The organism is Streptomyces sp. NPDC091280, from assembly GCF_044768565.1.
Lineage (GTDB): Bacteria > Actinomycetota > Actinomycetes > Streptomycetales > Streptomycetaceae > Streptomyces.
The window spans coordinates 410,520-422,851 of record NZ_JBIVUZ010000003.1; the positions used below are offsets into that span (position 1 = coordinate 410,520).

Annotated in this window: 9 protein-coding genes and 2 tRNA genes; 4 read left to right on the forward strand and 7 right to left on the reverse strand. The window is 69.3% G+C overall.

Going from position 1 to position 12,332, the window contains the following annotated elements:
* Positions 1-258 precede the first annotated feature (258 nt).
* On the forward strand, positions 259-969 hold the full coding sequence (locus ACIQPR_RS11915; RefSeq protein ID WP_403645744.1) for a DUF5324 family protein: 711 nt from the start codon (positions 259-261) through the stop codon (positions 967-969).
* Between the two features lie 461 nt (positions 970-1,430).
* Here the strand turns inward: ACIQPR_RS11915 and ACIQPR_RS11920 are convergent.
* A tRNA-Ala gene (locus tag ACIQPR_RS11920) sits at positions 1,431-1,503 on the reverse strand.
* A 180-nt stretch (positions 1,504-1,683) separates the two neighbouring features.
* Between ACIQPR_RS11920 and ACIQPR_RS11925 the strand changes: the two genes are divergently transcribed.
* Together ACIQPR_RS11925 and ACIQPR_RS11930 are read left to right on the forward strand one after the other, a co-directional pair.
* On the forward strand, positions 1,684-2,232 hold the full coding sequence (locus tag ACIQPR_RS11925; RefSeq protein WP_401949644.1) for a helix-turn-helix domain-containing protein: 549 nt from the start codon (positions 1,684-1,686) through the stop codon (positions 2,230-2,232).
* A gap of 130 nt (positions 2,233-2,362) precedes the next feature.
* Positions 2,363-3,700: a serine/threonine-protein kinase gene (locus tag ACIQPR_RS11930; RefSeq protein ID WP_403645747.1), complete on the forward strand. Its 1,338-nt coding sequence runs from the start codon at positions 2,363-2,365 to the stop codon at positions 3,698-3,700.
* Positions 3,701-3,749: 49 nt separating this feature from the next.
* On the opposite strand, the gene ACIQPR_RS11935 is transcribed toward ACIQPR_RS11930, so the two are convergent.
* Both ACIQPR_RS11935 and ACIQPR_RS11940 read right to left on the reverse strand, forming a co-directional pair.
* Positions 3,750-5,153 (reverse strand): hypothetical protein, encoded by a 1,404-nt coding sequence (locus tag ACIQPR_RS11935; RefSeq protein WP_403646466.1) that lies wholly within the window; start codon positions 5,151-5,153, stop codon positions 3,750-3,752.
* A 191-nt stretch (positions 5,154-5,344) separates the two neighbouring features.
* Positions 5,345-5,473 carry a DLW-39 family protein gene (locus ACIQPR_RS11940; RefSeq protein WP_003999697.1) on the reverse strand — a complete coding sequence of 43 codons (129 nt, stop codon included), beginning with the start codon at positions 5,471-5,473 and terminating at the stop codon, positions 5,345-5,347.
* Between the two features lie 337 nt (positions 5,474-5,810).
* On the opposite strand from ACIQPR_RS11940, the gene ACIQPR_RS11945 reads away from it, so the two are divergent.
* The gene (locus tag ACIQPR_RS11945) at positions 5,811-6,176 is read left to right on the forward strand and encodes a DUF6344 domain-containing protein (protein WP_403645750.1); all 366 of its coding nucleotides are present in this window, start codon (positions 5,811-5,813) and stop codon (positions 6,174-6,176) included.
* A gap of 425 nt (positions 6,177-6,601) precedes the next feature.
* Here ACIQPR_RS11945 and ACIQPR_RS11950 read toward each other — a convergent pair.
* The 4 genes from ACIQPR_RS11950 to gyrB all read right to left on the reverse strand — a co-directional run bounded on the left by ACIQPR_RS11950 (position 6,602) and on the right by gyrB (position 12,328).
* Positions 6,602-6,678 (reverse strand) — tRNA-Ile (locus tag ACIQPR_RS11950).
* 124 nt (positions 6,679-6,802) lie between these two features.
* Entirely contained in the window at positions 6,803-7,612 is an 810-nt protein-coding gene (locus ACIQPR_RS11955) for a DUF3566 domain-containing protein (protein ID WP_403645753.1), read from the reverse strand.
* 18 nt (positions 7,613-7,630) lie between these two features.
* Positions 7,631-10,225, reverse strand: coding sequence for a DNA gyrase subunit A (gene gyrA, locus ACIQPR_RS11960; protein WP_403645756.1), 2,595 nt, complete (start codon positions 10,223-10,225; stop codon positions 7,631-7,633).
* A gap of 42 nt (positions 10,226-10,267) precedes the next feature.
* Positions 10,268-12,328, reverse strand: coding sequence for a DNA topoisomerase (ATP-hydrolyzing) subunit B (gene gyrB / locus ACIQPR_RS11965; protein ID WP_403645759.1), 2,061 nt, complete (start codon positions 12,326-12,328; stop codon positions 10,268-10,270).
* Between the last annotated feature and the right edge of the window lie 4 nt (positions 12,329-12,332).

Sequence of the window (12,332 nt, forward strand, 5' to 3'; positions counted from 1 at the left end):
CCCGGGGCCCGTCCACCGGACCCGCTTGCAGAAAACCGGCCGAGTGCCTACGGGACAGGGGCGGGCGCCGGGGATCCGTGGCATTGTCGACGACAAGCCCCCGATCCCCCCGTTCTCCCCGTTCCCCCGTATTCATCCGCTATTACCGCGATCGTGACCCGGATGCCCGCCCTCACATGCCCCACAGCCCGCTGACAGGCATGATCCCTATTTGGGTGGACAGACGAAGAAACGTACGCCACCGAGGAGGAGGAACCCGTGACCCGCATCGACAGCGTGCGCTCCGCGACCGGCTCGGCGAAGGACAGCGTGCTGCACGCCGCGGAAGTGGTGGCGCCCTACGCCGACACGGCCAAGGACAAGGCCTCGTACTACGCCCACGAGGCGCGGGTACGACTCGCGCCCAAGGTGTCCCTGGCCGCCGACCAGGCCCGTGTGCAGTACGACGCGCATCTCGCACCACGTCTGGAACAGGCCCGCACCCATGTGCCGCCGAAGGTCGACCAAGCCGCCCAGGAGGCCGCCGTCCGCACCCGCAGGGCTGCCCAGCAGGCCGCCGAGTACTCGCGGCCCCGCATCGAGCAGGCGGTCGCCGCCGCCGGCCCGGTCAAGGACGAGGCCGCCGCGCGCGGTGCGGCGGCGCTCGCCGCGCTGCGCGGCCAGGTCTCGCCCAAGGAGATCCAGAAGCTGGTCCGCAAGCACGAGCGGCGGGCGAGGGCCGGCCGGCTCGCGAAGGGGCTGGCGGTCCTGGGCATCCTGGCGGGCGGCGCTTTCGCCGCCTGGAAGTGGTGGGACAAGCAGGCCAACCCCGACTGGCTGGTCGAGCCCCCCGCCGCGACCGATGTGCCCGAGACGGGCCGTCTCTCCTCGGTGGACGGCAGCGGCCAGTCCGTGCTCGACCCCGAGGTCCAGGCGAAGCAGGCCGAGGACGACGCGGCGGACGCGGTGGACCGCGACGAGCGCCGCTGACATCCGGCATCGCTGACATCCGGCGCCGATAACCGACACACCGTCAACAGCGCGGCGGGGCAGGAGAGTTGAAGCTCTCATGCCCCGCCGCGCTGTTGCACGATGTTTCACGTGGAACAGTCGCGGGGCGGGCGGCGGAACACCCTTGATTTACGCGCACCGCCCGCGATGACGTTTGCAACGCCCCGGGTGCACAAGTACCGCACAGACTCCCTTAACGGACCGCACACCCCTGATTACGCGACCGTATTCAGCCAGCTCACACAGGTCTCGCACACAGGCACACATGTTCCCCACACTGTGCCGACGACCACCCCGGCGACCCGGCGAACCCCGCCCGGCACGAATATTTGCGCAAACAACTGCAACGATGAGCCGCCGCTTATGTGACGCACGCCACCTCTCAGGCACAAACGAACACCGGCCGGACGCCACTGAGGGCGACCGGCCGGTGCGGGATGTGGAGCCTAGGGGAGTCGAACCCCTGACATCTGCCATGCAAAGACAGCGCTCTACCAACTGAGCTAAGGCCCCGCTAGAGAAGCGTCCGACCGGCACAACCGCGTACCGACGGGCTTCGGGGACCAGCGTACCGGGTCACCCCCGGTATCTCGCAAAAACTAGGGGCTCCCGGTGGACGACCACTCTCCGTAAGATGCTCGTCGTGGTTCGCTAGAGCGAACCGCGGTTTTGGGGAAGCGATGGGGAGACGCAATGGACGCCGCACAGCAGGAAGCAACCGCCAGAGCGCGGGAGCTTCAGCGGAACTGGTACGGGGAGCCTTTGGGGGCGCTCTTCCGTAAGCTCATCGACGATCTTGGCCTCAACCAGGCTCGTCTCGCGGGGGTGTTGGGACTGTCCGCGCCGATGCTGTCCCAGCTGATGAGCGGTCAGCGGGCGAAGATCGGCAATCCCGCGGTGGTGCAGCGGGTACAGCTGTTGCAGGACCTGGCGGGACAGGTCGCGGACGGCAGCGTGAGCGCGGCCGAGGCGACCGACCGGATGGACGAGATCAAGAAGTCCCAGGGGGGCTCGGTGCTCAGCAACACCACGACCACGACGAGCAGTTCGGGCGCGCCCACGGTCAAACGCGTGGTCCGCGAGATCCAGTCGCTGCTGCGCTCGGTGGCCGCCGCCGGCGACATCATCGACGCGGCGGACACCCTCGCCCCGAGCCACCCCGAACTGGCAGAGTTCCTCCGGGTGTACGGCGCGGGCCGTACCTCCGACGCGGTCGCGCACTACCAGTCCCACCAGAGCTGAGCGGCACGGCCCGGCCGTCGATCGGGGGTTCGGCAGCCGGGCGCACGGCAACTGCCGTACGGGGGAGTCGTATCGCTCGTCTCGGGGGAAGCAACGGAGGTAGCCGCAGGGGGAGGAGCGACGGACAGCCATGGGTGAGGTCTTCGCCGGCCGGTACGAACTGGTCGACCCGATCGGGCGCGGAGGTGTCGGGGCGGTCTGGCGCGCCTGGGACCACCGCAGGCGCCGCTACGTCGCGGCCAAGGTCCTTCAGCAGAGCGACGCGCACTCGCTGCTGCGCTTCGTCCGCGAACAGGCGCTGCGGATCGACCACCCCCATGTGCTCGCACCGGCCAGCTGGGCCGCCGACGACGACAAGGTCCTGTTCACCATGGACCTGGTGGCCGGCGGTTCGCTGGTCCACCTCATCGGGGACTACGGCCCCCTGCCGCCCGCGTTCGTCTGCACCCTGCTCGACCAGCTCCTCTCCGGCCTCGCCGCGGTGCACGCGGAAGGCGTCGTGCACCGGGACATCAAGCCCGCCAACCTGCTCCTCGAAGCCACCGGCACGGGTCGCCCGCGGCTGCGGCTGTCCGACTTCGGCATCGCGATGCGGCTGGGCGAGGCCCGCCTGACGGAGACCAACCTCGTGGTGGGCACGCCGGGTTATCTCGCGCCCGAGCAGATGATGGGCGCCGAACCCGACTTCCCCGCCGACCTGTTCGCCGTAGGACTGGTGGCGTTGTATCTGCTGGAGGGGGCCAAGCCGGACTCCAAGGCGCTCATCCAGTACTTCGCCGAGCACGGGACCCCGGGGGCGCCCAAGGGCGTTCCCGAGCCGCTGTGGCAGGTCGTGGCGATGTTGCTGCAACCCGATCCGCAGGCTCGCTTCCGGACGGCCACGGGGGCGCGCAAGGCGCTCGCGGCGGCCGTGGAACTCCTGCCGGAGCCCGGCCCCGACGACGAGCTGATCGAGATCTTCGACCAAGTGGGGCCGCTACCGGAGGGGTTCGCGCCCGAGGGGCCGCTGAAACGGGCCTCCGGGGTGGACACGGGGGCGACTTCGGCAGGGGCGACTTCGACCGGTACAGGTACGGGTACGGGTTCGGGTACCGGTGCGGGCGGCGCGGACTCCGGCCTCCTCGACCCGCGCCAGGACATCTCCCGTCCGTCGGCCTCGACACTGAGCCCGATCCCGAACCCGATCCCAATGCCGACGCCGACGCCGACACCTACTCCGACGCCCACCCCGACGCCGATGTCGGACACCGGGAGCTTCCACCTGCCGCCCCCGCGGGCCGAGTCCCCCACCGCCTCCTACACCGCCCAGGTCCCGCTGGTTCCGCCCACCGCGCCGCCGGTCGCGCAGCAGCGTGGCGGGCGGCGGGCCCGGCGTCGTCCCGGGCCGCCCGCGAAGGTGGCGATACCGGTGCTGCTGCTGGCCCTGGCCTGCTACGCCGTGGGGTTCTGGGCGCTGACCCGCGTCTGACTCGCGTCGGACAGACCGGTGTCAGCGGGGCGCGGTCACTGCACCGCGGTCACTGCACCGCAGCCCGGCGCCTGGCGGCGACCGTCCACCCGCCGAGCGTCGCCAACAGCACGCTGCCCGCGCCGATCCCGGCCACCGCGAGCACCTTCATCGCGGTGCCGCCTCCCCCGCCGCCGCCCGTCACGGCCGCGGTGCGGTCCTGCGCGGTGACGTCGAAGACGTTCCGGGGGTCGGCCCGACCCGCGTATCCGGGCCCGCCGTGCGCCGTACCGGCGACGCGCACGCGCAGCGTCACCGGGAACGGCCCCTGGCCGAAGTCGTCGGCCACCTGCGCGGCGAGATGCACGACGACGTAGTACGACCCGGCGAAGCGCATCCCGCTCTCGTGGTCGACGACGAAGTAGCGGTTACGGTACTCGACGGGCGGCAGGGCTTCGAGGGCGGCCGATCTCGGGCCGCCCTGATAGCTGACGCCCGTCTCGTCGACGGAGGCGCGCACGGGGTTGTAGAGCGCCAGGTCCAGCGCGCGGCTCACATAGCCGGCGCCGGCGTTCGAGGATTCCAGGTCGGCGGTGACGGAGAGCTGCTGGCCCCAGTCGACCGGCACCTTGTAGAAGAGGGTCCCGCCGGGCGCGATGTCACCCCGCCACACCCCTTGTCCGACGGCGACCGCCCCGGCGAAGCCCGGACCGCCCGCCCGGCTCCGGGCCTCCCCCGTGACGGGCTCGGGCGACGCGGAGTCCCAGACCTGGGGCGCGTCGGACGTCCCGGCCCGGGTGAGCGGCGGTTCCGACACCACGGTGAGTTCCAGTCCCCAGGTGTCCGACGAGGAGCCGGAGGCGTCGACGCGTTCGACGAGGACGTAGTACTGCCCGGACCCCTTGCACAGCGCCCGGCCCGTCTCCCGGGCGGCCCAGGCGGCCACGGGGTGCGGGCTCCTGCTGGCCCCGAAGGTGGCGCTCTGGTGGGTGCAGCCGGCGCCCGCCGCGTTCCGCAGCGACACCCTGATGCCGTCCGTGGCGGCGACCGTGGCGCCGGCCGGGGGCACGGCGGTGACGGAGACGTAGACGTCGGACACGGCGTCGAGAGTGAGGCCGTAGTAGAGACCGGCGCCCTTCGGGAGGGAACTCCGGTACGTCCCACCGGGATTCAGGCCTACGGCGTCGGCGGTGCCGGTCGCTCCGTCGACGGCCTTGTCGCTCTTGTCGTAGCCGTAGGAGCCCGGCGCCCCGGCGGCGGTGGCGGGCTGCCCGGCGAGGGCGACCGTCGCGCACAGCACGGCGGCGAGGACACCGGCACGTCGTACGAGACCCCTACGGGGTGTGCGCCCGACCCGGGCTCCCACTGGTCGTACGACACCGACGCGTCGTACGGCCGCCGCCTCGGCGACGGGCGTACGGTCGCCGCCCTGTGCTCGCGTCGTCCGCCACCACGCCGTACGCCGCCGCCCCATCACGCGTCACCCCTCGTCGTTGCTCCGGACGTGGCCCATCCTGCCCCGCACGCGCGCGTGGCATCAGGGCAATGCGCGCGAGCGTCCGAAACGCCCGGGTCGTGGTGGCCGTAGCCCGGTCCGCGCGGTGGCGCAACACAAAGCCCCGACCGCCGAGCGGTCGGGGCGTGCTCAGAACTGGATCTCGGTACTCACGAACCCGTGGGCACGGAGTCGGTCGCCTCCGTCCACAGATCCTGCTCGGCGCGATCCGCCTGGATCTGGCGGTACACGAGGAGCCCGCCGATGGCGGCCAGTGCGACCAGGAGAAGCTTCTTCACCGCGCGACCTCGTCTTTCCTTGACGTAGGGGACCTCTGGCGCCCGACTATACACACCGACCGATACCGATCGGTGACCTGCCTCCGCGGCCAACTCCCGCCCGGGACAGCGCAGTAGAAGCGGATGGAACCGCTCCGATCGGAGGGTGATCACATCCCCACGGACCGTTAATTTGGTCCGCGATCTCCATTTTCCTGCACTTTTCGGGGCTCTTGCGCCCATCCGAGTGGTGTTCATCAGAACATCGACGCGCCACGACCGGCGGTCCCACACTTCACGGTCGCCATACACATCATGAGGAAAGTACGCAAATCGCCCAACCTGAAAGTGAGGGGCCATGCCTCAGAACAAGGTCATGAAGCTGTGGACCGCCTTCGTCACCGCATTCATCTCTCTGTGCACCGCGCTCGGACTCATCACGATCACCGCGACGGCCGCCACCGCCGTGACGTCCCGGTCGGAAGCGACCGCCACCTGCGCGACCGAGCAGCCGGCGGCGCCGACGATCTCCCCCTGGTCCTTCACCAGGTCCCTGCCGCCCACGATGAAGCAGCGCATCCGCGCCGAGGCCCACGGCAAGTCCCCCAGCTGCCGCCACCGCTCGCCCGCGGAGTCGGACGAGACGACGGAGACCGTCGCCCCCGCCGAACAACCGGCCCCCGCCGATCAGTCGGCCACCCTGACGGCCCCGCTCCAGGGCTGACGCCCCGAGGCCCCTCCCGTCACACACCACGCACGACCCCGAACTCGCGCACAACGCTCCAGAGAAGCACCGAAGAAGCCTCTGAGAAGTTCCGAAGAAGCCCCAGAAAAGCCCCTGAGAACCCCGGGCCGACCGCAGGCGACTGGCCCCGGGAATGGGAACCCCAGCGTGGCTCAGGCCCCTTGGCCGTCCGTCGCCGCCCGACAGACACACCTCAAGACCGGATGTGGCCCCATCGACTCCCACGTGCTCCACAGCACCAGCTGCTGTGTCCTGTGCGGCTTCACGACGACTCCGACGACTCCCCCTGCGTCCACGTCGTACCGCGAGCTGGGGACATGCGATGGCGCGGCTCCCACCGCCGGACCTGTATTCGCCGTAGACGCCAAAAACCCCCAACCGTGGCCGGTTGAGGGTCTTCGTGCTGGTGGGGCTAACAGGATTTGAACCTGTGGCCTCATCCTTATCAGGGATGCGCTCTAACCAACTGAGCTATAGCCCCGCCGCGCTCTGCGGGGTGTGTCCCGCGCGCTGACTCCTGAAGATTAGCGCACGACATGGGCAGTCCCAAAATCGATAGTCACAGGACCGCCCGCGGAGGTTTCAGCCTCCGTTCACCCTGCTTCTCACTCGTCCTCGGCGAGCGTGAGCTCGATGCCGCCGACGAAGCCGGCGGACAGGTTGTAGATGAACGCGCCGAGGGTCGCGAGGGCCGTCGCGAGGACGACGTCGATGACCGCGATGATCGCCGAGAAGGTCAGGACGTGCGGGAGGGACAGGAAGGACTGGAGGTCGAAGCCGTTCGACTCGTTCGAGCCGGTCGCCTCCGAGATCGTGCCGCCGACCGTCGAGAAGACCCCCATCGCGTCCATGACCATCCACAGCACCGCCGACGCCACGACCGTGCAGATGCCCAGCGCGATGGAGAGCAGGAAGCTGACCTTCATCACCGACCACGGGTCGGCCTTGGCCACCCGCAGGCGCGCCTTGCGGGTGCGCGGCGCGGTGCGCGCGCCCGTGCGCGGACGCCGTACGGCACCGCTCTGGGCCGCGGCCGGTCCCTGCGTGGGGTAGGCCTGCGGCGGGTGGTACGGCCCCGCGGGCTGCTGCGGCTGCTGACGCTCACCGGGGAGCGGTGAACCCGGCTGCGGAGCGCCGTGCGGCGCGGCGGACGGCGGCGCGGCCGGTGCGGGCCCGGCCTGCTGGGCCGGAGCCTTCGCGCCGGCCCCGGCGGGCTGCTGCTGGGCCCCCGGACCTCTGGTGTCCGACACGGCGCCCCCCTGGGATCCATGCGGGTCGGACCCTTGCGGGTCCGCCTTCTTCACATCGATCGCACGCAGTTGGGTCGTGTGCGGATCTGTCGTGTTCGCGGCGGAGCCACGGCCGCCGCCGTCCGTGTCCGTACCGGTCGATCCGGCGCCCGTGGCTCCGCTCACGATGACTCTCTCCTCGTGCTACTCGACCGAGGGTGCGTCACCCTCGTCAGTGCCGGTGGTCGCGACACCCTCGGCGGTCTCGTCGACGGCTTCGTCGCCGGCGACTTCCTCCGCCTCGGATCCCGCCTCGGCGTTACGAGCGATACCGACTACGGCATCGCGCTTGCCCAGGTTGATCAGTTGGACGCCCATGGTGTCACGGCCCGTCTCCCTGACCTCGTTGACTCGCGTACGAATCACACCGCCGGACAGCGTGATGGCGAGGATCTCGTCGGTCTCCTCGACCACCAGCGCGCCGACGAGAGAACCGCGGTCCTCGACGATCTTGGCGGCCTTGATACCCAGGCCGCCGCGACCCTGGACGCGGTACTCGTCGACGGCGGTGCGCTTCGCGTACCCGCCGTCTGTGGCAGTGAACACGAACGTACCGGGTCGAACAACATTCATCGAGAGAAGCTGGTCGCCCTCGCGGAAACTCATGCCCTTGACACCGGAGGTGGCACGCCCCATGGGGCGCAGGGCGTCGTCCGTCGCGGTGAACCTGATCGACTGTGCCTTCTTGCTGATCAGCAGCAGATCGTCCTCGGACGAGACGAGTTCGGCACCGATCAGTTCGTCGTCGGAACCGTCCTCCGTCTCACGGAGGTTGATCGCGATGACACCGCCGGAACGGGGCGAATCGTAATCCTTCAGAGGCGTCTTCTTCACCAATCCCCCCTTGGTCGCGAGGACCAGGTAGGGCGCCGCCTCGTAGTCGCGGATCGCGAGGATCTCCGCGATGGCCTCGTCCGGCTGGAAGGCGAGCAGGTTCGCCACGTGCTGTCCGCGCGCGTCGCGGCCGGCGTCCGGGAGTTCGTAGGCCTTCGCGCGGTAGACGCGGCCCTTGTTGGTGAAGAACAGCAGCCAGTGGTGGGTCGTCGACACGAAGAAGTGGTCGACGATGTCGTCTTCCTTGAGCTTCGCGCCCCGCACGCCCTTGCCGCCGCGCTTCTGGGAGCGGTAGTCGTCCGTCTTGGTGCGCTTGACGTAGCCGCCGCGCGAGATGGTGACGACGATGTCCTCCTCGGCGATGAGGTCCTCGATGGACATGTCACCGTCGAAGGGCACCAGCATCGTCTTGCGGTCGTCGCCGAACTTCTCGACGATCGCGGCGAGTTCCTCGCTGACGATGCCGCGCTGGCGGACCGGGGAGGCGAGGATCTCGTTGTACTCGGCGATCTTCGCCTGGAGTTCGTCGTGCTCCTGGATGATCTTCTGGCGCTCCAGGGCGGCCAGTCGGCGGAGCTGCATCTCCAGGATGGCGTTCGCCTGGATCTCGTCGATCTCCAGGAGGCCCATCAGGCCCGTGCGCGCGATCTCCACGGTGTCGCTGCGCCGGATCAGCGCGATGACCTCGTCGATGGCGTCCAGGGCCTTCAGGAGGCCGCGCAGGATGTGCGCCCGCTCCTCGGCCTTGCGCAGCCGGAACTTCGTCCGGCGGACGATGACCTCGATCTGGTGCGCCACCCAGTGCCGGATGAACGCGTCCAGGGAGAGGGTCCTCGGCACCCCGTCGACCAAGGCCAGCATGTTGGCGCTGAAGTTCGACTGGAGGTCGGTGTGCTTGTAGAGGTTGTTCAGGACGACCTTGGCGACCGCGTCCCGCTTCAGGACGATGACCAGGCGCTGGCCGGTACGGGACGAGGTCTCGTCGCGGACGTCCGCGATGCCGCCGACCTTGCCGTCCTTCACCAGGTCGGCGATCTTCTGCGCGAGGTTGTCGGGGTTGGTCTGGTAGGGGAGTTCGGTGACCACCAGGCACTGGCGGTTCTGGATCTCCTCGACCTCGACGACCGCGCGCATGGTGATCGAGCCGCGGCCCGTGCGGTACGCCTCCTCGATGCCCTTGCGGCCGACGACGAGCGCGCCGGTCGGGAAGTCGGGGCCCTTGATGCGCTCGATCAGCGCGTCGAGCAGTTCCTCGTGGGAGGCGTCGGGGTTCTCCAGGCACCACTGGGCGCCCGCCGCGACCTCACGGAGGTTGTGCGGCGGGATGTTGGTGGCCATGCCGACCGCGATGCCCGCCGAGCCGTTGATCAACAGGTTCGGGAAGCGGGCCGGCAGGACGGTCGGCTCCTGGGAGCGGCCGTCGTAGTTGTCCGTGAAGTCGACGGTCTCCTCGTCGATGTCACGGACCATCTCCATGGACAGCGGCGCGAGCTTGCACTCGGTGTAGCGCATGGCGGCGGCGGGGTCGTTGCCCGGGGAGCCGAAGTTGCCGTTCGAGTCCACCAGCGGCATCCGCATCGACCACGGCTGCGCGAGGCGGACCAGCGCGTCGTAGATCGAGGAGTCGCCGTGCGGGTGGTAGTTGCCCATGACGTCGCCGACGACGCGGGCGCACTTGTAGAAGCCCTTCTCGGGCCGGTAGCCGCCGTCGTACATGGCGTACAGGACGCGGCGGTGGACGGGCTTGAGGCCGTCCCGTACGTCGGGCAGGGCGCGCGACACGATGACGGACATCGCGTAGTCGAGATACGAGCGCTGCATCTCCGTCTCAAGCCCGACGGGCTCGATGCGCATCGCGAGTTCGCCGCCCTCTTCAGGGGTGGCGGGAGTGTTCTCGTCGGCCATTGCTGGTCAAGATCCTTCCTGGTGCGGTCAGCTGAGACCGACTCAGATGTCGAGGAAGCGGACGTCCTTGGCGTTGCGCTGGATGAACTGGCGGCGCGCCTCGACGTCCTCGCCCATGAGGACCGAGAACAGGTCGTCGGCCTGGGCGGCGTCGTCCAGGGTGACCTGGCCGAGGACGCGGTGCTCCTGGTCCATCGTGGTGACGCGCAGCTCCTCGGCGTTCATCTCGCCGAGACCCTTGAAGCGCTGGATCGAGTCTTCCTTGATGCGCTTGCCGTTCTGCCGGCCCAGCTCGATCAGGGCGTCGCGCTCGCGGTCCGAGTAGGCGTACTCGAAGTCGTCACGGCCCCACTTGATCTTGTAGAGCGGGGGGCGCGACAGGAACACGTGCCCGGCCTCGACCAGCGGTCGCATGAAGCGGAACAGGAAGGTCAGCAGCAGGGTGCTGATGTGCTGTCCGTCGACGTCGGCGTCCGCCATCAGGATGATCTTGTGATAGCGCAGCCTGGCGATGTCGAAGTCCTCGTGGACCCCGGTGCCGAAGGCGGAGATCAGTGCCTGGATCTCCTGGTTCTGGAGGATCTTGTCGATCCTGGCCTTCTCGACGTTGAGGATCTTGCCCCGGATCGGGAGGATCGCCTGGTACTGCGGGTTGCGGCCGGACTTGGCCGAGCCGCCGGCGGAGTCGCCCTCGACGATGAAGATCTCGCACTTGGTGGGGTCGTTCGACTGGCAGTCGGAGAGCTTGCCCGGCAGGGACGCGGTCTCCAGGAGGCCCTTGCGACGGGTCAGGTCGCGGGCCTTGCGGGCCGCCACGCGCGCGGTGGCCGCCTGGATGCCCTTGCGGATGATGTCCGAGGCCTCGTTCGGGTTGCGGTCCAGCCAGTCGTTCAGGTGCTCGTAGACCGCCTTCTGGACGAAGGTCTTCGCCTCGGTGTTGCCGAGCTTGGTCTTCGTCTGGCCCTCGAACTGGGGCTCGGCCAGCTTCACCGAGATGATCGCGGTCAGACCCTCGCGGATGTCGTCACCCGTGAGGTTGTCGTCCTTCTCGCGGAGCAGCTTCTTGTCGCGCGCGTACTTGTTGATCAGGGACGTCAGCGCGGCCCGGAAGCCCTCTTCGTGCGTGCCGCCCTCGTGCGTGTGGATGATGTTGGCGAAGGAGTACACACCCTCGCTGTAACCACTGTTCCACTGCATCGCGACCTCAAGGGACAGGCTCTTGTCCTTGTCCTCCGCCTCCAGGTCGATGACCGTCGGGTGGATCACGTCTCCCTTGCGGGAGTTGAGGTACGTCACATAGTCGACGATGCCGCCCTCGTAGTGGTACGTGACGGACTTGACCTCGTCCTTCTCGTCCGCACCCGCCTCGTCGGCACCGGCCGTGGCCTTCGCCAGCTCGCGTTCGTCGGTGAGTTTGATCGTCAAACCCTTGTTGAGGAACGCCATCTCCTGGAAGCGCCGCGACAGCGTCTCGAAGGAGTACTCGGTCGTCTCGAAGACGTCCGGGTCGGCCCAGAAGGTGACCGACGTACCGGTCTCGTCCGTGGCCTCGTGCTGGGCGAGCGGGGCCGTGGGGACGCCCAGCTTGTAGTCCTGCGTCCAGCGGTGGCCGTCGGTCCTGACCTCGACGGCGACCTTGCTGGACAGCGCGTTCACGACGGAGACACCCACGCCGTGCAGACCGCCGGAGACCGCGTAGCCGCCGCCGCCGAACTTGCCGCCCGCGTGCAGCACGGTCAGCACGACCTCGACGGCGGGCTTGCCCTCGGACGGGACGATGCCCACCGGGATGCCGCGGCCGTTGTCGATGACGCGCACGCCGCCGTCGTGCAGGATCGTGACGTCGATCGTGTCCGCGTGGCCGGCCAGCGCCTCGTCGACGGAGTTGTCGACGACCTCCTGCACCAGGTGGTGCAGGCCTCGCTCACCGGTCGAGCCGATGTACATACCGGGTCGCTTGCGGACCGCGTCCAGCCCTTCGAGGACGGTGATCGCGCTGGCGTCGTACGAGGCCGTGACCTCGCCGTTCGAGGTGCGGGCCTCGGCGTCGGCGCCTGCGTCGGTGGACGGGATGTTCTCGTTGGGGTTGCCGGAATCGGCCACGAAG

What these genes read in the sequence shown, in the direction of transcription:
- ACIQPR_RS11925 (WP_401949644.1), top strand. Translation starts at nt 1,684, where the DNA reads ATGGACGCCGCACAGCAGGAAGCAACCGCCAGAGCGCGGGAGCTTCAG.
- ACIQPR_RS11930 (WP_403645747.1), top strand. Translation starts at nt 2,363, where the DNA reads ATGGGTGAGGTCTTCGCCGGCCGGTACGAACTGGTCGACCCGATCGGG.
- ACIQPR_RS11935 (WP_403646466.1), bottom strand. Translation starts at nt 5,153, where the DNA reads ATGGGGCGGCGGCGTACGGCGTGGTGGCGGACGACGCGAGCACAGGGC.
- ACIQPR_RS11945 (WP_403645750.1), top strand. Translation starts at nt 5,811, where the DNA reads ATGCCTCAGAACAAGGTCATGAAGCTGTGGACCGCCTTCGTCACCGCA.
- gyrA (WP_403645756.1), bottom strand. Translation starts at nt 10,225, where the DNA reads ATGGCCGACGAGAACACTCCCGCCACCCCTGAAGAGGGCGGCGAACTC.